Source organism: Dinghuibacter silviterrae, assembly GCF_004366355.1.
Taxonomy (GTDB): domain Bacteria; phylum Bacteroidota; class Bacteroidia; order Chitinophagales; family Chitinophagaceae; genus Dinghuibacter; species Dinghuibacter silviterrae.
Map to the genome: position 1 here is coordinate 3874789 of NZ_SODV01000001.1, position 19770 is coordinate 3894558.

The following is a 19770-nucleotide window of genomic DNA, read 5'->3' on the forward strand; positions in this document are numbered from 1 at the left end:
TTGTGCATAAATGCAGTTGTTGCCGGACGTATTGCAGTTATCGATGGAAGAGGGCAGATGTATAATACCGACTCCTTACTTCAGCAAATTGAGTAGTTTGGCGGGCGCCCCCTTCTTTTTCCCTCCTCAATAATATCTTTATGAAAATCAATCTTTTATGCTCAGGCATCGTTCTGTTGTTGCTTATGACGACAGGTTGTAAAAAAGACCCCGTTTCTTCTTTGTCTTTAAAAACCGGGGCGCGGGCGGGATCACCCGGGCCCTTAAACCAGCCCAGTTTTTTATTGCCCTACGAGACCGGTAGGGTAGTCGCGTATGACCAAAATGATGGGAAGGGTTTGAGCTGTCTGCTGAGCTATGACGATGGCACGGGTGTGGTGGAGCTGAGCCAGGTGACCGGAGGTACCATCAACAATTTATGGAGCTCCCAGGGAGTGCTTCTGGACAATGGCGGCGTTTATACCCTTAACCAGGGAGGGCCGCCCGTCACGGATTATTATAATGAGATAGGCGGGGTTCATATTCTCCCTTATGATGCTACGGGATCGGGACATCCCAACTGGCTGTTGCTTTATATCCCGGGAGAGAGTTTTGCGGCCCTGCTGGCGCCCACTGCTACACCGGGGATATGGCACCAATACTGGTACTCCACTTCCCCTGGCATTGGTGGGTATGACCTGGCCGGTCTGACGGACAAGATCATTCCCTTCGAAATAGGCGGGTCCGGACCAAAAACCGGTCTGATCTGTTACCGGCCCGGCAACGGGTTCTGCTGGGTGATTCAAAACCAGGGTACTGCCCAGAGTCCCACCTGGGTCGGCGTGGTCAAAGGTTCTTCTGGGATTGGCGGGTTCGACCTGAAGGGAACTTCCGACCAGATCATCACCTTTGACACGAACCCGGCTGCGGGGAATGAAGGCCTGGTTTGTTTTCGTCCCGGCTATGGCTATATCTGGATCCTGAACCACAACAGCAACAGCACCACGTTCACTGCTGTATATACAACCCACAGCGGCTTTGGAGACTTCACCGGTACGCACCAGGGGGACCGGATCATTGCTTATGATCCCGGCGGTTCGGGTCTGCAGGATCACCTGCTTTGTTATAGCCCGGGCAATCCCGGTCTTACGGTGGTCAATTATTACAGTACGGGAGGCGCGATCGGTTCCTCCTTTGGTTATCCCATGAACGCCAATCCTTATCCCGGGGGTGGCATCGGTGATCACCTGATCAGTTTTCAGGGGAATGGTCCTTCCTGGGGGTTGAGTACCCTCATCGGTTACCAGAACGGGACGAGTCTGGCGCAGATCTATGACCTGAACGGATCAAACAGCTATACACGCGTTTATTAATAAAACCTTTCTTATGAGACTCCACCAAATGTACATCGTTGCGGCGGCCGCCCTTTTGTTGGGCGCCGGTTGTAAAAAGGCCCTCAACCCTTCCTCCGTACAATTGACGGGTTCGGCAAAGGGGCTTCAATCGGGTTTGCCCAATTTTCCCATGAGTTCACCCGGGGCGAGACTGGTTTCCTTTGACCTGGCCACAGGAACGGGGATGAGCTATATCCTGGCGTACGACTGCAACAACAGCACGACGCCCATGGTATATAATATCAAGGGTACTTCCATGCCCTCTTACACGTTTACCATCAACGGAAGCCCCTATTATGGGTTTACAGCCGCCACCAATAATTACACCGAGTTCGGCGGTACGCACATCACGGCTTTTGACATGAACAGTACCGGGCACCTGGATCACCTGCTCATGTATGAGCCCGGAACCGGGGAGGTACAAGTGCTGGAACATTCGAGTACGGGAACCCCCGGCGACTGGAACGTCATTTGGGACAGTCATGGCGGGGGTATCGGCGGCTACGATCTGCACGGTACGACCGATAAGATCATTGCGTATGACTTCGGATCCGGCTATATGAGCTCCGTGATCTGCTACCGGCCTGGAAACGGCTACTGCTGGGTCATTTTGAATGAACCCACATCCACCGCAAACCCCAACTGGGTGGCGGTCGACTTTGGCTCTTCCGGTATCGGCGGTTTTGACCTGAAAGGCGTCAATGACCAGATCGTACCGCTCTTTGATGAGGCGGGATGGATGGACCTGGTCTGCTACCGCCCCGGGTACGGGTATGTATGGTACCTGGAGCATCCCCCTTACTATGACTACTTCGAAGCAGACTGGACGAGCCGTTCCGGTATCCCGGGCATCCTCGATTTTTCCCAGGTCCAGGACCGGATGGTCCCCTGGTCCGGGAATAATCTCTATTACGGGAATTATCTCCTCTGCTACCGGCCGGGGAACGGAGGCACGGTAAAGTCGGTTTATTTTACCTACAATGGCGTTTATGTCGGGCCTACTACGGGGCCGTCCTGGGTAAGCAACAGCGGTTTCCTGACCTATCCCATGCAGTACAACGGGCAAAGCGGCCCTTCCTATATCGGCGACAAGATCATCTCCTTTGACGGGTCGGGCATGGGTCAAAGTTCCATGGCCTGCTACGCCGGCGGGGCGAACCAGGTGGCCCTCATCGAGGAGGGACCTGTCTTTAGCTGGTCGGATGCCTATTAAAGGCTGCCGCCAGGCTCTTAAAAGCGGCGGGGCGAATTTGTTCAGGCGCGGCATTCTTGGTACCTTCCCCGCGCATGCTCACATTCGCCCTTTTTTCATTGCTGCTTCGCCCATGGCCACTGGTCAGCACCACCGACATTACCCACTTCTGGAAAGCCTATGACAGCGTCGTCACCGTAACGGACACGGTCGCACAGGATAGCTTTATACAACGCCTGTACCTCGACCAGGGAAGCGCCGGGCTCAAGGACATCAGCGCCATCCGTCACTGGACGGCAGCGAGAATACGAATGAGCATCGATGCCCACCCCGCCTTTTGGTCCTCTATCCGGGGAAAAACACTGGCTATTCCTGAAGAGGCGCCCCGGATCCGGGAGCTTATGCAACGGTACCGGAAACTATATCCCTCCTTCCGCGAGCCGGAGGTTTATTTTGTCATTGGCTATCTTGGTACCGGCGGCACCACCACGCAAACAAGGGTGCTGATAGGATCGGAAATTGCCTCCGGGGACAGCACCGTCGATGCCGAAGGACTCAACCCCGTCCTTCAAAAGTTTTACAAAACCAACCGGGGAATTCCCTACCTGGTTGCCCACGAACTGACCCACACCCAACAACAGGGCGGCGATATGGAAGACCGGAGGGCCACCAACCTTCTCGGGTTTTGCCTGGCGGAGGGGATGTGCGACTTCATGGCCGAACGCCTGCTGGAAAAGCCGCTGACACAACCCTATATCACGTACGGCCTGCAGCACGACCGCGAACTCTGGACATTGTTCAAAACCCAGATGCACGGCCGGGACATCAGCGGCTGGCTCTACAACATGGGTTCTTCGGTAGCCGTTTCTGACCTTGGCTATTATATGGGCTACGCTATATGCAAATCCTATTACGAAAGAAGCGCGGACAAACAACAGGCCCTCCACGACATACTGACCCTGCCGCTGGAAGACACCGCTTTCTTGGATGATTTTATACGCCGGTCCGGGTATGACCATCCCTAGTCAAAGGTTCGTGAAATCGGTATATTCTTAAACACGCCGTTACTGATCGAATCCGTTACACTTTTGTCATTGGCTAGGGCGTCTTCTCCCACGATAAGACCCGAGAACGTCCCGTCCAGGGTTTTGCCATCGTTTTTGGTGATGGTCAAATAAATATGCCACGTCGCCGTGGGCGTCACTTCAACAGACAGCAATTGCGCCGGGGTGCTGTAATAGGTAGACCGCTCCTGATATTCATTCCCCGGTATCAGCGAATCGGTTGCCCAACCCGTTACCGGCTGGAAACCCACCACCGAATAAAAGGCAAAGCTAAGATTGTCGCCGTGTGATCCGTTGAATGTAAAGAGGTAGCTGTCTATCGTGCCGCTCGTATAGGCCACGTAGGCGGCGTTACCACCGTCCCCCGAAAAGCTGCAGGGCGTGCCGTTCACGGAGAAGGTGACGAGGGTGTCGTTGCTTTTTTTCTTGCAGGAGGCAAGTGCAATGAGCAACATTAGAGGTAAGAGGGACCATTTCATGGAGTAGGGATTTTAAATACCTTCGGTGGTATAAATATACCAAAACCTTTGATCAAACTAACCCTCGACCGTATCCCTCTTCCAGGATGACCGCCTCCTCCAGCTTCCGCTTTTCCCACTGCAACAATTCCAGCTCCGGCTGCGTATAAAAGCCATCCGTATACCCCAGGCACAGGTAGGCGACGAGACGGTTCTGCTCCGGCGCCCCGAGGATGCGCCCCACGTGCTCCGGGTCCAGGATGCTGACCCACCCAAGCCCGATGTTCAGGGCGCGGGCCATCAGCCACATATTTTGAACCGCGCAAACAACGCTGTACAGGCCCACCTCCTGCATAGCCGTTTGTCCCAGCACGGGGCCCGAAGAAGGTTTGTAAAAAACAGCAATATTCAACGGCGCCTCCAGGATACCCTCCAGCTTCAGTTGCTGATAGGTTTGTTGTTTGTCGTCCGCGAAAAGGGACACCGACCTATCCTTTTCCGCCACGTAGCTGTCATACACCGCCCGCTTTACCGCCGCGTCCCGGATCAGAACGAACTCCCAAGGCTGGGAAAAGCCCACCGATGGGGCATGCAAGGCCGCCGACATCACGCGCCGGACGACCGTTTCTTCCAGGGGTTTGTTCAGGAAACGGTTGCCACGGACGTCCCGGCGGTTGCGGATGATGTCGTAGAGAATGTCGGCTTCTGTGGTTGAGTAGAGCTTGCCTGAGCGGGGGGCTTCCATGGGGGAAAGATAGGGAAATTCAAGTACCTTTAAAAAACATGAGCACGCAGGAAAATCCTCATCTAAGCGACCACCTCGCCAACGAGCGCACCTTCCTGGCCTGGATCCGCACCGCGATTGGCATCATGGCCTTTGGCTTTGTCGTCGTCAAGTTTTCGCTTTTTGTAAAATGGTGTATCTTATCGGAAACGTTTAAAAATCCCCCCCTTTTTCTCAAATCCCCAAAGCAGCTCATGCTCATGCCGGACGGCGTGTTCGATGTGGGGCCCGTATTTGCCCCAGGCAAAACCGGAGTGGTTCGGTTTGCCCCTCAGGTCTGCGATCACAAAATGGTCGGGTAATCCGGTGGCGAATGCTTTCAGGACGGGATCGCCGGACGCACGGGCCGGTACGACATCTATAAAGCCGTCTTCTTTGTGAAATATCCGCGGACAGATCTCTTCGTGCACCCTGTCCAGGTTGGAGGCAGGTCCTTTTTTCCCAAATTCATCCAGGTGTTGGATAAATTCAGTGAGGTTTTCTGATTGTTTCACCACCACCGCAGGGTCGTGGCCCACAAAAAAGACATTCCCCCATTCGCCTTCTTTGTCGACGTCCAGGATCCAGAAATTGCCGTATCCGTCGCCGGCCAATTGCACGGAATGGGGAAAGATATTTTCAAGCCCGAACTGACCGACACCATCAAAGGTGACCTGCTCCACGGGGTCGAACTCAAAACCGGCAGCGAACTGCAATAATTCCCTGATGTCGGGGGGGATCCGGGACTGGGGCAGTTGCGCGGCCAGGCGGTCGATTTGCTCATCGGTCAATCCTTCTGAGAGGACGACCTGGTATTCGTTTTCGTCTTCGGTGACGTATCGTTCGTTCAACAAGGCTTTAAGCTGTTCCAGCGGTGTCATGAGTGGTTGATATTTGGCCAATGCATCCAATGCTGATTGAGCATTTCCGCTCCGTTTTTTTTGTAAAACTGCCGGGCAATGTCATTTCCAGGGTCGACGCAGATATGGAACGCGCCCCGTTCAATAAACCATTGGAATAATTTCGTAATGAGCCGGGACGCGATGCCCAGCCTCCGGTAAGGCTCCAGTACGTCGATCCATTCCAGCTCGCCGTCGCAGTCAAAACGCTGGGTGAGGTGTCCGCCGATAAACCCGGCAATCTGGTCTTCGACCAGCGCCACATAAATGATCCGGGGTTCCAGGGCTTTTTGGGGATTCACTGTGCCGGCGAGGTAGCCGGTGATCCGGGTTATCCAATAGGTTTCACTGCCCCAACTGACGGCGCGGATTGTTGCCAAACCGGGAATATCGTCCGCAGTGGCTTGCCGGAAAGAGACCTGGTGCATGCCACAATATAGGGCAAAAACCAGCGTGTGTAGGTTAAATCGCGAGGCGTAGCGTCGGGGACGCGGTCACTGCCAACGCTCCCGCGACCGCGCTATACGCAAGCGCTTCAAAAACGCTGGTGATCTCATTCCCTTCCAAAAGATCGGGGTAGGCGAACGCCCGGGGAATATGGATCATAAATACCCAAAGAAAAATCATGATCCCGAGCAGGGCCGCCACGAGCCGGACCTGTATGCGGAAGATCAGCGCCAGACCGGACCCCAGGAGAGCGATGGCGGCAAAAATGGTCCAGAAACTGTGCCAGGGGAGCCAGGAGGGGACGAGCGTGTTGACAAAGGGTAGGTAGACAAAGTGTTCGATCCCGCAGACGACAAGAAAAACCCCCAGCATCGCGGGACCGAAGGGAATAAGGGCTTCCTGGACTTTGCTTACCTTTTTCACCGGGTAGGCGGCCGCAAGGATAAAGGCGCTTCCGGCAAACGCAAGGACCTTGAACGTATTGGTCCAGGGTCCTATCGAGGACAGGTTGTGGGTCAATTCGTACGGCAGGTGCCCGGCGAGGAACAGAACCAGGGTGGCCATGCCCAGGAGGGAGGCGAACCACCGGAGGTCTCGCGCGACGACCAGCCCGACGGCGGCGGCGATCATCACCGCGCTGGACAGGTAAACGGCGATGGTATTCCCGTTCGGCCAAGGCAATATGAGCGGCCGGAAGGAGTCATACTGAACCTGCTGGAGGGCAAACGCGACCAGGGCGAGGGCAAAGCTGTAGCGGGCAAAGTTTACCAGGGATGTCGTCATAGACAACAAGGTATGCGCAACCCGGGCGGCTTGGTTATTTTTTCAACGATTGGTCCTGCTGTTTAAACCAAACGCCTCGACGAAGAATGCGCGGGCGCTTCAATTTCCTGCTTTATTTCATCCACGACGTTGTCCAGGTTTTCATACCAATCCAGGTGCGGCGACCATTTATGGCAGCCTCCGGCATGAGGGATGCATTGCGTATCCTCCCAAACTTTTTGGCAGGCCGGGCACCGGCCACCGGTAGAAAATGTATCCCACCGGTGTCCGCAGGTACACTTCCAGTAGGGTTTTCCGTCGGGTTCCCATGCACATTTGGGGCATCTGATCCTGATTGAGTCCATATAACCGAATATATCAAAAAATCCTAGTTCGTGACAAGCGATGGCATAGGGCAAAAAAAAGGTAAAATTCCTGTCCCCCAAAACGCCCCTCGATCGTCATTACCACATGAACAAGATCCTTTACATCAATTCCAGTCCAAGCGGCGCTGATTCCCAAAGCGTTAAGGTTGCCAACGCGCTTTTAAAAAAGCTCCCGCCCGGCGACGTAACCACCAGGAACCTCGACGAGGACGTCCCTCCCTTTGTGAGCAAGGCCTACATACACGTGGTCTACACGGATCCAACGCAACGGACAGCCGCGCAAAAAGCCCTACTGCGTTATTCCGACACGGTCATCGCCGAAGTCCGCGAAGCGGACATTATTGTTATTGGCACGCCGGTGCATAATTTCGCGATTCCGGCGTTGTTAAAGGCGTGGATCGACCAGCTCGTGCGGCCGGGAGCAACGTGTGGAAAAGGCGGGCGCGGCTTCGAACAAAAAAAGGTATACGTCGCGGTCGCCTCCGGCCGGCTGATCAACCCGGAAGGGTTTGTGGGCCCCTACCTGAAAGCGATATTGGCCGAAGTGGGGCTTACAGACATAACCGTGCTGACGCTAAAGGGGACGCTTCAGAAAGAGATCCGGCAGGAAGACGTCGATCACCTTATAAAAGAGATTCAATGAAAGAATATGCACTCATTTTCCACCTGAACGATCCGGCGATGGCCAAGCCATCACCCCAGCAGATACAGGAGCGTATGAACTGGCTGGCGGGGATTGTCGCGGCCGGCAAACTGGCCAACAAGGGGAATACCCTTTCGGTCACCGAAGCGCGAACGGTAAAAGCGGGCGACGTCGTCACCGACGGGCCCTTTACGGAGATCAAGGAATTTATCGGCGGGTACATCGTCGTCAAAACAGAAACGCTGGACGAGGCTGTCCAGCTGGCCAAGGCGAGCCCCCTGCTCAAAGTGGGCGGGAGCGTGGAGGTCCGTGAGGTCATGCAGGTCTATGTCCACCAGCAATTATAGCGACTTATTGCCCAACCTTTTCCGGTTGGAGTTCTCCAAAATGACGGCCGTATTGTGCCGTCATTTTGGCCTGAAGCACATCGAGCTGGCAGAGGATATCGCGGGCGACGCATTCTTAAAAGCGTCCGAGTACTGGCCGGTACACGGCATACCCGACAACCCGACGGGCTGGTTGTATACGGTGGCCAAAAACAAGGCGAGGGATTACCTCAAACACACGGCCATCTTTGAGCAAAAGGTCCGGGACGCTATTAAAACAGACGAAGCGGAGCCGGAGGTCGAGTTCAGCGACCAATCCATCCACGACAGCCAGCTGGCGATGATCTTCGCGGTGTGCAACCCGGTGATTCCTCAAAGCGCCCAGATCTGCCTGGCATTACAAGTGCTTTGCGGTTTTGGCGTGGAAGAGATCGCGGGTGCTTTCCTGGCCAAACCGGAGACCATCAAAAAACGCCTGCAAAGGGCCCGGGCACAGCTGCGGAATGTCAACTTCAGCATAACGGTACCTCAACAAACCGGCCCAAGGTTGGACGCCGTACTCAAAACGCTTTACCTGTTGTTTAATGAAGGGTATTTCTCGAAAACCCATGACCGGCTCATCCGGAAAGACCTTTGTATGGAAGCCATGCGGCTGACACATCTATTGAGCGGCACACCGGCGGCGGATGCGCTCATGGCGCTCTTTTGTTACCAAAGCTCGCGCCTCGATGCCCGGACGGATGACGAGGGGCAGACTGTTCTTTTTGACGAGCAGGATAAAAGCCTTTGGGACCAATCGTTGATCGACAGGGGCAACAGTTACCTGGTCAACGCCTTCACCGGGGACACGGTGTCCACTTATCACCTTGAAGCCGCTATCGCGTACTGGCATACGACTGCGGACAACAGCCAGAAATGGCCCCACATCCTCTCCCTCTACGATCAGTTGCTGACCCTGGCATATTCCCCCATCACCGCCTTGAACCGCACCTTCGCTTTCGCAAAAGTCCACGGCCACGCCGCCGCCATACCCGCGGCCGAAAAGCTGGGGCTAGACCAGATGGGCACCTACCACCAACTGCTGGGTTTTTTGTATACCGGTCTCCAACCCGGCAAAGCGATACATCACTATCAAAAGGCCATCGAGCTGTCGGCCTCCAAAGAGGAGCGCCAGAACCTGGAGCGGTTACAAGCTGCTGCGAGCGTTTAAACGCGGCCGCTATAAAGCATTCCCCTTGATAAGCACGATCCGCTCCACCGACCGCTCCTTCAAATGAAGCACCGCCTTCCGCTCCGGGTCCTTTCCAAAAGCCTCAAAGTCGGCCTCGGTCGGAAAAGACACCAGGTGGACCTCATGGGGAGGCGGTGCGTCGCCTTCAATAAAAGCGGGCCGGATCCTGAACAAAAGCGTTCCGTTATACCGCGCGATGAGGGGGATGGCAACGGCCTCAAAGGCGTCAAAAGAGGCCTCCTCACCGGGGTGCAGATAGATGAGCTGGGTGATATAGATCATAACGAAAAAGAAAATTGAACCACGTCCTCTTCCGAGGTGGCGCCCGCCCGCCGGTAGAAATCCAGTGCGTAGCTGTCGGCCCGGTGGGCTTGTACGAAGATTTCTTCAAACCCGTTTTCACGGCCATACGCCGTTATAAACCGGATCAGCCCGGTCCCGATTCCTTGCCGCCGGTACGCGGAGGCCACCGCGAGGTCATAGACATACAACAACGGCCGGGAAGACGTATAGGATTCGAGCATATACGACGTCAGGCCTCCCACGACGCGGAGACCATCAAGCGCGACCACCGCCAGGAAATGGGGCTTGCCCAACAAGGCAGCGGAACCGGTCGAGCCACCAAAGGGCCCGCCAAACGCCTCCGCCAACACCTCCAGCAGGTCGGAAAACATGGACAAATCCCGCGCAGACAACATTTTGATCTCCATTTACCCAATTTAGCAAGAAATTTGCTATAGCACCGGTCAAACAACCCTTTATGAAACGTCTGACCTTGTTTGCATGTGTGTTTTTAATGGCCGCCGTCAGCCAGGCCCAACTCAGGCCAAAAGTCACCTGCGGTGACATTACGGTGGACCTCCTGAACGGGACCATCAATGGGATGAAGCCCAACAACGGGTTTGCGGAGTTCCAAAAGACGGTCCCCTGTAGCACGGGTTCGGACCCTGCCGGTAAATGTGGCGCCGTCATCTACTACAAAGACAAGGATGTTGCCTTTTATGCCGACCGGAAATACTTTGAAATCGGGCCCCATTTCAAGGGGAAAATGACGCTCCGGGTGCTGGGCGCTCCCCGGAATATCCTGTTCAAATACCTGGGCAACCCGAAGGTGAAAGACGCGCTTTGGGACGCCTACGAAACGCAGTATGGGACACTGGTGTTGCACTATACCGCGGCCGGAGCGGCGGGGCGGGTCAAGCTGATCCAGATGAGCACGCTCGGTACGGACGACCTTAGCTTGTGCGAGTAATCCACAAATAGCGACGGTCTGCGTCAAAGAGGAGGTGAAACCTTCGTAGGATGTCTCCGCCCAGCAGGCTGATGCGTTGCGTTCCGATGACCCCCTGGAAGAATCCCACCGGTACGTCCCGCAGCGTATCCGTTCCGATGTGCAACACGGGCAGCACGGCCGTCCGGACCTTCAGGACATGGCCGAAGGAGTCTTTGAGCTCTTTTTCGCCCACGACCTGTAACGTCCGGTCGAGCCCGTGTGCGGCGACAAAGGCATCGTCCAGCAGCAACGCGCCCGAATAGCCCGAATGGATCAGGAATGGGTGGGTCAGGGTGTCACAGCCCAGGTTGACAAAATGCTCCGACCCGGTGCCGCTCAGGGGCAGCTTTTGGAAGCCGCTCGTGTCGGGCAGGTGTTTCCGGAGAACGATCACGCGGCGGGCGAAGTCGACGTCCACGACCCAATGGGCAAAAAGATCGAGCCCGAATTTACCGTCTGTAAAATGCCCGGATCTTTGGTCTTCCCAGACCGTCAGGCTGTCCCAGCGGAGGCCGCCGATCTGGAGGGAGCCTTTGCCATACCGTGCGTTGTTGGCATTGCCGCCCCAGCTTTTGACACCGCTCACGGTCCCGGTAAACCGAAGGTCGTGCAAACGGGCGGTGGTCTCCTCCGTGAGTGTCAGACCGCTTTCGGCGGTGTGGAGCATCAAAGAAAGCGTGTCGTGCCCGTTCAACAGGGCCTGGACGGCAATATTATTATAAGACGTTTATTTTTCCGGGAAAAACATATCCAGAAACTCCGCCTTCCGCCGCTGAGAAATCTCCAGCTTGGTCCCATCCATCAAAACGACAAAGCTGTTCCGGCCCTTGATAAAGCTTTTCAGGAAACGGAGGTTGATGATGGTGGAATGATGGATCCGGAAAAAATATTGGGCGTCCAGCAGTTCTTCATAAAAACCCAGGTTCCGGGTGGAGAGCATCCGCAGCCCTCCCTGCATATAGAAATGGGTATAGCTGCCCTCCGCGGTGCACCAGGTGATGTCTTTTGTTTCGATAAATTCATAGCCGGCCTGGGTGGCGACACCGATCTTACGGTCCGGGAAGGACAAGCGTTTCTTTTTCTCGCAAATTTTTGCCCTGACCCGGCTGACGGCTTGTTCGAATTCAGGGATACCGATGGGTTTCAACAGGTAGTCGGAAGCGGAAGCACGGATAGCGTCCACGGCGTATTCTTCATACGCGGTGACAAAGATCAGCTCGAAGTCCCGCTCGGGAAGCTTTTTGAGCACATCGAACCCGGTGCCGTCCGCGAGCCGGACGTCCAGAAATACCAGTTCCGGCTGCGTCTCCGAAATAAGCCGCACGCCCTTGTCAACGTACCCTGCAGAGCCGGCCAGCGCAATGTCGTTGGTATACCGTTCAATTAGGTTTGACATCACCTTGAGGCTGCGCTCTTCGTCTTCCAGAATAATGGTTTGTATAGACATAGGTTTGATTGTATAGTGGGAAAAAAATCTCTGCAACGGTTCCCTGTCCGCCGGCCTCGGTGTCTGACCGGTCGACGATCTTGAGCAGCACGTCCTCCTTCCGGAGGGCATTGATGATCCGGATGCGGTCGGTAAGGTTGTGGAGCCCCATGGAGGTATGGCCTTCCTTGGGCGCCTTTCTCCGGGCCGTGTTGATCCCGACGCCGTTGTCGGCGATCGTGCACAACAGGTAATTGCCCGACCGGCGGAAATCGATGTGTACCGTACCGGTGCGGTCTTGTAGCGGTACGATCCCATGGATGATCGAATTTTCCGCAAAGGGTTGTACGAACAAGGTCGGCAACAATACGCTGGCCGGATCGATGTCTTTGGACACCTCGATGCGATACTCCAGGCGGCCCGCCAGCCGGAGCTTTTCCATTTCCATATAAAGCCCCAGCACGGACAATTCCTCGCTGAGCGTGGAATAGGTATCCGGGCTGTGCTGAAGGATCTTCCGGATCAGGGTGGACAGCTTATGCAGGTAAAGGTTGGCGTTCCGGATGTCGGCGTCCAGGATGTAATACTGTATCGAGCTCAGGCAATTGAAAATGAAGTGCGGATTCATCTGCGCCCGGAGCGCCTTCATTTCCAGGTCGGCCATGTCAAATTCCCGGACCGTATCCCGGTGTCTCCAACGGAAGTACGCAAAGATCAAAAAACCGGTCAGCACGCTCACCGCCAGGTACACCAGGATCGTAAACCAGAGCGTACTCCAGAAGGGAGGGACGACGTTGAGAACGATCCGTTTGACCTGGCTGCCCGTCCAGCCCCAGCGGTCGGAAACCCGGACCTCGAAGGTATGCCGGCCATAGGGGAGGGCGGTAAATTCCAGGCGGTGGTTGTCCGTATGGACCCAGTGGCTGTCCAGGTCCGCCAACCGGTACTGGTAGGTGATCTTTTGCCCGCTCCGGAACGAGATCCCGGAAAGGTCCACGACCAGCTTATTCGCTTTATAGTCGATGGTCACGGCGCCGGTATCCAGGTCGTTGATATACACCAGGGGTTCCTGGGTCGGGTGGGGGATATAATCTGCGGGAAAAAGGGAAATGCCATTGGCCGTTGCCGCCCAAACGAGTCCGCCGGAGAGCGTGGTCTGGCTGACGTTATTGGACTGGAGGCCGTCCATTTCGGTGATGTTGCCCACGGTAAAGGCCAACCGGTTGTCAACCCAGGCATACTGTATCCTGGAAATCCCCTTGTCCGTCGATATCCAGGCCACATCCCCGGAAAAGGCGGCATTTTTACACAGGTTGCTCAGCAGGCCCTGGGCGACGCCAATCGCCATGGCTTGTCCATGTCTCAGGAGAATGACCCCCTGCTGGGTGGATACCCATACGGTCGAATCCGGGGCGATATCGACGTGGTTGATGACCCCGCCAAGGGGAGGAAGCAAGTCGCCCAGGTAATGGGTACCGTCCTCATCATGTTCATACAAACCCCGCAAGGTGCCCCAGTAGTAGCGGTCACCCAGTCCGTTGATACAGGTGCACCTGCTCGTCCATAATCTTTGGTTGACCGGTGGTTGACGCCACAATTTGAAAAGACCATCTGACGCGGCAAAAAGGAGAGAATCATCCGGTAACAGGTAAACGCCTTTGACGCCGTGTCCGCTGTCTGCAACGAATCCGATGCCACCGGCCGTGACGCTCATCAACCCCCGGTCGGTGGCCATAATATACTGGCCCGGTTTCCAACAGACCACGTCCAGTAACCGGTCGTTCCGGTTGCATACATTCAAGGGCAGGAGCGACCGCAGATGGGCACCTTTATCGGTCACCAGGACGAAGTTGCCGTTCGACAAACCCGCCACCAGGCTGTCCTTACCTACCTCCCGGATACACTTGACGTCCTTGCCCAGGACCGTCCCGCCCAGGTAGCGCACATCAAGGTCGGGGATATAATATACCCCGTCATTCTGGGTCGTCAGCCAATACCCTCCTTCCCTGTCCTTTCGGATGGACGTGCAATAGGCCTCCGGGAAATAATAACGAAGGGTCACCGGCCCGTTACAGAAATGGTCTACCCGGATCAGGCCGCGGTTGGTGGTACACACCCAAAGCGTGCTGTCGTTCTCGCAAAAGACGTCGTTCACGCTGCCGATCGTGACCCCCAGCCTGCTCAAGGGGATGCCCTTATGGATCCCCGCGCTGTCCACGCGGTAAAAGGTGTCCGTGGTGAAAAAGAAAGACCGCTGGTCGGGCATGACGGTGAAAAAAGAGCGCGCGCATTCCGGTACGTAGGCACAGTGGATGTCCAGGGGCAGGCTGCGCCACACCGCCCCGCCCGCTCTCTGGATCCCCACCGAAAAGATATGGGGTTCCACATAGTTGAACAGGAAATTACAGCTGGCGGACGAGGCCCGGAGGGTGGGGGGACCCAGGCCCTCCCTTTCGCGCGCCATATCGCAGGTCGAGGGTGTAAAACGCCAGTGCCCGGGCGTATTGGGTGAGGTGTAGTTGCCTAAGTAGACATGCCCTTTTTCCAAAACATTATTACACTGCAGCACAATGGTCCCATGGAGATGGTCTTCGGTGATGGCGTAGACACCGGGACAGTCCTCCATTTTCCGGATGTGCCCCTTATACCAGACCGAGGGAATGCCCAGGAGGGATATAAACCACACATTCCCGTAGGAATCCAGGTACATCTTCAGGATGTCATTGTCCGGCAGCCCATCCTCCTTATAAAAGTTCCGAAAAACCCGTCCGTCAAACCGGCTGACCCCCTGGTCGGTACAAAACCACATAAACCCGTTCCTATCCTGGAGACACTGGTAGATCACCGAACTCGGTAACCCATCCGTCACTGCATACTGGATATGCGCCAGTTCCTGTGCACCGGCCCCGTTCCCGAAGGACAAAAGGAGTATAAGCAGAAAAAAAATACGCAATTATTTCCTGATTACTGCGAATATAACGATTAAGCCGCGAATGTATATTTCGTCATCCATACTTATCTGTTTCCCCTAGTTTTATCGCCAAAGAAAAATCAAACAGTCATGAAAAAACAAGTCTATGCCGCGCTGCTGCCCGCAGTGCTCCTGCTGGCGTCTGCCTGTAGCAAAAGTCTTAAGCCTTCCAGCGTACAGGTGGGCGGGCAGGCCAAGGGATATCAGAGCACGCTCGCCGGTATCCCGATGAGTTACGGGTCCACCAGGATCACTGCTTTTGACAACGGATCCGGCAGCAACGACAACCAGGCCGGGCTGAACTGTCTCCTGGTGTATGACCTGGAGCACAATTTTAATCCGGAGGTCGTCGAGGTGAACGGGAGCACGATCACGACCTATCCCTTTTTGCAGGATGGCCACCCCTGGCAACCCGTATCCACCTCCAGCGCCACCGAAGATTTCCCCGAACTCGGCGGTGACCACGTCATCGCGTTTGACTATTATGGATATGGAAGGGCAGATCACCTGATCATCTACACCCCCGGCGGCAGTGATGCGCTCGGGTATAACTTCAAGATCCTCGAACGTTCGTCTGATGGAAACCCGGGTCACTGGAATACGATTGTTTGGTCCCAAACCGGCGTTGGCGGTTACAACCTGACGTCCATTTATGACAAGATCATCCCCTATGACATGGGCAACGGCACCCGGAACTCCCTGGTCTGTTATCGCCCCGGTTCCGGGAACTTTTATGCTATCCAGCAACAAGCCGCCAACTTCGGCCCTGGGGTTACCCCCAATTATGTAGCCGTGGTCAAGAGCACCAGCGGTGTCCCCGGATTTGACGCCAGTACCGGCCGGCCTGTCTCTTATGACCTTAGAGGGACCACCGACCAGATTCTTGCCGAGGGGCAGGAGCCTAACCTGGCGCTGATCTGTTATCGCCCAGGCAGCAGTATCTATTGGGAATTCACGCATACGGCCAATTCCAGCACCTTTACCAGGACAGTGGCGTCCACCAGCGGGGAGCCTGGCGGCATCGACCTTTCCCAGCCACAAGACAGGATTCTGGAGTATGATGCGACGTATTATGCCGGAACAGAGCTTTGGTACAGGCCGGGCAGCGGCGGATCTGTCGGTATTGACCAGGGACTTGCCGGCAGCACCGACCCCTATACCGGATCAAGCGGGTTCTTTGGCTACCCGATGCAATACAACGGAATCACCGATGGTCCCTCTTATATCGGCGACAAGTTCGTCGTATTTAACGGTACCGGAAGGGTCGACGGCCCGACCTCCATTCTTTGCTACGCGGCAGGCCAGAACCAGGTGACGATCATTGAGGCCAACAACAACGGTGTTTACTCGGTCGTATACTAAACTACAAGAAGCAGCAGTCCTAATCAGGTTGTTAAAATCGCTTACAATAATGCTAATCCTCCGGCTTTGGAGTTCGCTAAAAATCTCCAATTTGTCCGCGAAACGATTGCATTATGAAAAATGGACTGCTGCTTCTTGTCCTTTGCTTTTCCATGGCACACGCGTGGTGCCAGTCCTTCAGGGTCACCGGCACGGTGAAGGATGAAGGCGGGGCACCCTTGGTGGGTGCTACGGTAATGGTGAAAAAAACGGGCGCCAGCACGCTGACGGATACCGCGGGGCGTTATACGCTCTTCGTTCCGGATGACAAAAGCGCTTTGGTCGTTACCTTTTCGGGGTATGAACGTGTCGACGACATCATCGGCCGGCGGACGACCTGGGACGTAGTCCTGCGGGTGCAGGCCAGCAGCCTGAACGATGTTGTCGTCGTCGGCTACGGCACCCAGAAAAAAGCGGATCTTACCGGGGCCGTGGCGGCGGTCACGGGGGCGGACATGAACAAACGCGTCGCCACCGACCCGACCCAGTTGCTCCAGGGGAAGCTCCCGGGGTTGTCGCTGACACAGGGAACGGGTGAGGCGGGGAACGAGGCGTTTGTGTTGCGGGTGCGGGGTCTGGGTACCAACAGCTCCGCGGGGAGCGATCCCCTGGTCATCGTGGACGGCCTTCCGGGGAGCCTGGGTGCGCTGGATCCCCAAAACATCGAGTCGGTCACCCTGCTTAAGGACGCGGCCTCCGCGGCCATCTATGGCACCCGCGCGGCCAACGGCGTCCTGCTCGTCACGACCAAACAGGGTACGGCCGGGAAGCTCCAGCTCAGCCTGGACTACAGCGTCGGGATTACCCGGGCCACCGCCCTGCCCAAAAACCTCGTCTACAATTCGGCGGAGTACATGGTGCTTTGGGATACCGCGGCCAACCACTCGGGGTATCCCAACGAATTTACCCAGGCGCAGATCGATAACTACACCAGCCCGACCCGGAACAAAAAGCTTTACCCCGATTACAACTGGCTGGATGCCCTGATGCGCACCGTTTCGGTACAAAACGTACACCTCGGGATCACCGGCGGCCGTAACGGGACGACCTACAACGTGGGGCTGGGATACGTCGACCAGCCGGACATTATGATTGGTTTTTCCTACAAAAAATACAACCTCCAGTTTAACCTTAATTCCCGGGTCAACAGCTACATCACTTTTGGCAGCAGCCTTACCCTCAACTACGGCCAACGGTTTTATGCCTCCCGGGGCAGCCAGGACCAGTTCCTGTCCGATCTTTCCCAGTCGCCCATGTACGGCCCGATCTTACCCGACGGCAGCGGGCGGTATACCAACTCGGTCTATCCCAGCGTACAAACGCCCAACAAAAACCCCGTCGCCATTGCCCAGAACGCCCTGGTCAACAACCGGGACTATTACATGCAAACCAATATGTACGTTAATGTCCGCCTCCTGAATGGGTTGGACTGGCGCACCAGCGGCGGCTTCAATTTCGACTTCAACAAGATCTATGATTTCAAACCGGTGATCAACCAGTACAACTGGTTTGCGGGCCCCACCGATCCGCCCGAACGGACGCTGGACGTCAATGGGCAGGGGCTCATCGTCACCGAGAACAACAGCTTTTATCCCGTGGGGTATACCCAACTAACCTACACCCGCAGCTTTGGCGCTCATGACCTCAAACTCCTGGGCGGCACGCAAGCTGAATACAACCAAAGCCAGTCGTTGGTCGGGTCGAGGAACACCCCTTTCGCCAATAACATTACGCAGGAGTTGAATGCCGGTCCCGCCGGTTCGCAACTCGCGTCGGGCACGTCTTCCCAATGGGCGCTCCGGTCGTTTTACGGCCGCCTGAATTATGATTACAAGGAAAAATATTTACTCGAAGCCAACGCCCGGTATGACGCCTCGTCGCGCTTCCCGCCCTCCAACCGGTGGGGGCTTTTCCCGTCCATATCGGGCGGGTGGGTCGTCACCAAGGATTTCCTGAGCGACGTGCACTGGCTGACTCAATGGAAGGTCCGGGGTTCGTGGGGGAAACTCGGGAACCAGAACATTTCCAACTATCCCTACCAGGACGTCTATACCAGCGCGAACGCGTACAACACGGGCACCTACTACGCGTATTCTTTTTCCGGCACCACCTTGAATTCCGGCGTCGCGGACAACGCCCTGACCGATCCGAAGATCAAGTGGGAAACCACGCGGATCGTGGATTTTGGCACCGACGTCACCCTGTTCAACCGGCTCAACGTGACGGTCGACGGGTACAACAAACTGACCTATGACATCCTTTTCCAACCCGCCATACCCGCCTACATCGGGCTTACGGCGCCCACCATCAACAACGGCAGGATGCGCAACACCGGCGTCGAAATATCCGCGCAGTATACCGGGAAAGCAGGACAGGTGAACTTTTCCGTAGGGGGCCAGCTCCAGGCCAACAAAAACACCCTTGTCAAATTCGGCGCGCCCCAGATCACCGCCAACAACACGATCAACGAAGAAGGAAAACCCTTCGGGAGCTTTTATATGTACGAATTTGCCGGCATCTTTCAATCCGTCAAAGACGTTCAGAATTCCCCCGTCCAGCAATACACCCCGCAACCCGGGTATATGAAATTCAAGGATGTCGACGGCAACGATACGGTCAATGCCAACGACCGGGTCATCGTGCCCGGGGTTTTCCCAAAGTTCGAATACTCGTTCAACGCCAGCGCGGCCTGGAAAAATTTCGACCTGTCCATGTTTTTCTACGGCTCCTATGGGCAGAAACAATACGTCAGCGGCTGGGGGCTCCAACCCTTCGACCAGGGCTCGCCTCCTCCGTCTGACTGGAAGAATGCATGGACCCCCGCCAACCACAGCACGACCATGCCCCTGATCTATATCCTCGGCCAGGGGAACGCCAGCAGCAACATCAATACCCCGTCCACCTACTATTTGAAGGACGCCTCTTTTTTCCGGATCAAAAGCGTTCAGCTCGGGTACACGTTGCCTGCGTTTCTGGCCAGACACGTCGCCATGAACGCGCTGCGGGTCTATTTCACGGGGGACAACCTCTACACCTTTACCAAGTTCCCCGGCCTCGACCCCGAAAGGGCCGTCGAAAGCGGCAACGTCCGTTTTGTCGTCCATCCACAAAACCAGGTATTCACATTTGGTGTCAAAGCCACGTTTTAAAACTTT

The 19770-nt window shown here is 55.7% G+C and carries 19 protein-coding genes and 1 pseudogene; 10 read left to right on the forward strand and 10 right to left on the reverse strand.

Annotated elements, in window-relative coordinates; all coding sequences use genetic code 11:
* The first annotated feature begins 140 nt into the window (after nt 1–140).
* From EDB95_RS16710 to EDB95_RS16720, 3 genes are all read left to right on the forward strand, one after another.
* Complete coding sequence (locus tag EDB95_RS16710; protein WP_133994940.1) at nt 141–1352, forward strand: hypothetical protein; 1212 nt, start codon at nt 141–143, stop codon at nt 1350–1352.
* 13 nt (nt 1353–1365) lie between these two features.
* Complete coding sequence (locus tag EDB95_RS16715) at nt 1366–2586, forward strand: hypothetical protein (RefSeq protein WP_133994941.1); 1221 nt, start codon at nt 1366–1368, stop codon at nt 2584–2586.
* A gap of 74 nt (nt 2587–2660) precedes the next feature.
* Nucleotides 2661–3590, forward strand: coding sequence for a DUF2268 domain-containing putative Zn-dependent protease (locus EDB95_RS16720; protein ID WP_133994942.1), 930 nt, complete (start codon nt 2661–2663; stop codon nt 3588–3590).
* Here the strand turns inward: EDB95_RS16720 and EDB95_RS16725 are convergent.
* Together EDB95_RS16725 and bluB are read right to left on the reverse strand one after the other, a co-directional pair.
* The gene (locus EDB95_RS16725; RefSeq protein WP_133994943.1) at nt 3587–4108 is read right to left on the reverse strand and encodes a hypothetical protein; all 522 of its coding nucleotides are present in this window, start codon (nt 4106–4108) and stop codon (nt 3587–3589) included. The genes EDB95_RS16720 and EDB95_RS16725 overlap by 4 nt on opposite strands.
* 52 nt (nt 4109–4160) lie before the next feature.
* Nucleotides 4161–4832, reverse strand: a complete 672-nt coding sequence (gene bluB / locus EDB95_RS16730; RefSeq protein ID WP_133994944.1) for a 5,6-dimethylbenzimidazole synthase — start codon at nt 4830–4832, stop codon at nt 4161–4163.
* A 38-nt stretch (nt 4833–4870) separates the two neighbouring features.
* Between bluB and EDB95_RS16735 the strand changes: the two are divergent.
* Nucleotides 4871–4981 (forward strand): annotated as a pseudogene (locus tag EDB95_RS16735) (YidH family protein); the annotation flags it as partial.
* Between the two features lie 30 nt (nt 4982–5011).
* On the opposite strand, the gene EDB95_RS16740 reads toward EDB95_RS16735, so the two are convergent.
* The 3 genes from EDB95_RS16740 to EDB95_RS16750 are packed head-to-tail and all read right to left on the reverse strand — an operon-like array spanning nt 5012 to nt 6979.
* Nucleotides 5012–5731 (reverse strand): SMI1/KNR4 family protein, encoded by a 720-nt coding sequence (locus tag EDB95_RS16740; RefSeq protein WP_133994945.1) that lies wholly within the window; start codon nt 5729–5731, stop codon nt 5012–5014.
* Complete coding sequence (locus tag EDB95_RS16745; protein WP_133994946.1) at nt 5728–6177, reverse strand: GNAT family N-acetyltransferase; 450 nt, start codon at nt 6175–6177, stop codon at nt 5728–5730. Before EDB95_RS16745 ends, EDB95_RS16740 begins: the two co-directional genes overlap by 4 nt.
* A 34-nt stretch (nt 6178–6211) precedes the next feature.
* A complete protein-coding gene (locus EDB95_RS16750) occupies nt 6212–6979 on the reverse strand; it encodes a hypothetical protein (protein WP_133994947.1) in 768 nt (255 codons plus the stop codon).
* A 450-nt stretch (nt 6980–7429) separates the two neighbouring features.
* On the opposite strand from EDB95_RS16750, the gene EDB95_RS16760 reads away from it, so the two are divergent.
* From EDB95_RS16760 to EDB95_RS16770, 3 genes are read left to right on the forward strand one after another with little or no spacing between them, the layout of a single operon-like run.
* Nucleotides 7430–7987, forward strand: a complete 558-nt coding sequence (locus tag EDB95_RS16760) for an FMN-dependent NADH-azoreductase (protein ID WP_133994949.1) — start codon at nt 7430–7432, stop codon at nt 7985–7987.
* Nucleotides 7984–8334: a YciI family protein gene (locus EDB95_RS16765; protein ID WP_133994950.1), complete on the forward strand. Its 351-nt coding sequence runs from the start codon at nt 7984–7986 to the stop codon at nt 8332–8334. The genes EDB95_RS16760 and EDB95_RS16765 overlap by 4 nt, the downstream gene beginning before the upstream one ends.
* Entirely contained in the window at nt 8315–9523 is a 1209-nt protein-coding gene (locus EDB95_RS16770) for an RNA polymerase sigma factor (RefSeq protein ID WP_211352111.1), read from the forward strand. The genes EDB95_RS16765 and EDB95_RS16770 overlap by 20 nt, the downstream gene beginning before the upstream one ends.
* A 9-nt stretch (nt 9524–9532) precedes the next feature.
* On the opposite strand, the gene EDB95_RS16775 is transcribed toward EDB95_RS16770, so the two are convergent.
* Nucleotides 9533–9826 (reverse strand): DUF1330 domain-containing protein, encoded by a 294-nt coding sequence (locus tag EDB95_RS16775; protein WP_133994951.1) that lies wholly within the window; start codon nt 9824–9826, stop codon nt 9533–9535.
* Nucleotides 9823–10254 (reverse strand): GNAT family N-acetyltransferase, encoded by a 432-nt coding sequence (locus EDB95_RS16780; protein ID WP_133994952.1) that lies wholly within the window; start codon nt 10252–10254, stop codon nt 9823–9825. Before EDB95_RS16780 ends, EDB95_RS16775 begins: the two co-directional genes overlap by 4 nt.
* 50 nt (nt 10255–10304) lie before the next feature.
* Between EDB95_RS16780 and EDB95_RS16785 the strand changes: the two genes are divergently transcribed.
* Nucleotides 10305–10796 carry a hypothetical protein gene (locus EDB95_RS16785; protein WP_133994953.1) on the forward strand — a complete coding sequence of 164 codons (492 nt, stop codon included), beginning with the start codon at nt 10305–10307 and terminating at the stop codon, nt 10794–10796.
* Here the strand turns inward: EDB95_RS16785 and EDB95_RS16790 are convergent.
* Genes EDB95_RS16790 through EDB95_RS16800 form a run of 3 tightly spaced genes read right to left on the reverse strand, consistent with a single transcriptional unit; the run spans nt 10780 to nt 15196 of the window.
* Complete coding sequence (locus tag EDB95_RS16790) at nt 10780–11484, reverse strand: hypothetical protein (protein ID WP_133994954.1); 705 nt, start codon at nt 11482–11484, stop codon at nt 10780–10782. The genes EDB95_RS16785 and EDB95_RS16790 overlap by 17 nt on opposite strands.
* A gap of 60 nt (nt 11485–11544) precedes the next feature.
* A complete protein-coding gene (locus EDB95_RS16795) occupies nt 11545–12264 on the reverse strand; it encodes a LytR/AlgR family response regulator transcription factor (protein ID WP_162852638.1) in 720 nt (239 codons plus the stop codon).
* Nucleotides 12197–15196 (reverse strand): sensor histidine kinase, encoded by a 3000-nt coding sequence (locus EDB95_RS16800; RefSeq protein ID WP_133994956.1) that lies wholly within the window; start codon nt 15194–15196, stop codon nt 12197–12199. The genes EDB95_RS16795 and EDB95_RS16800 overlap by 68 nt, the downstream gene beginning before the upstream one ends.
* Nucleotides 15197–15304: 108 nt before the next feature.
* Between EDB95_RS16800 and EDB95_RS16805 the strand changes: the two genes are divergently transcribed.
* Nucleotides 15305–16576 carry a hypothetical protein gene (locus EDB95_RS16805; RefSeq protein ID WP_133994957.1) on the forward strand — a complete coding sequence of 424 codons (1272 nt, stop codon included), beginning with the start codon at nt 15305–15307 and terminating at the stop codon, nt 16574–16576.
* A 113-nt stretch (nt 16577–16689) separates the two neighbouring features.
* Nucleotides 16690–19764: a SusC/RagA family TonB-linked outer membrane protein gene (locus EDB95_RS16810; protein ID WP_133994958.1), complete on the forward strand. Its 3075-nt coding sequence runs from the start codon at nt 16690–16692 to the stop codon at nt 19762–19764.
* Nucleotides 19765–19770: the final 6 nt, after the last annotated feature.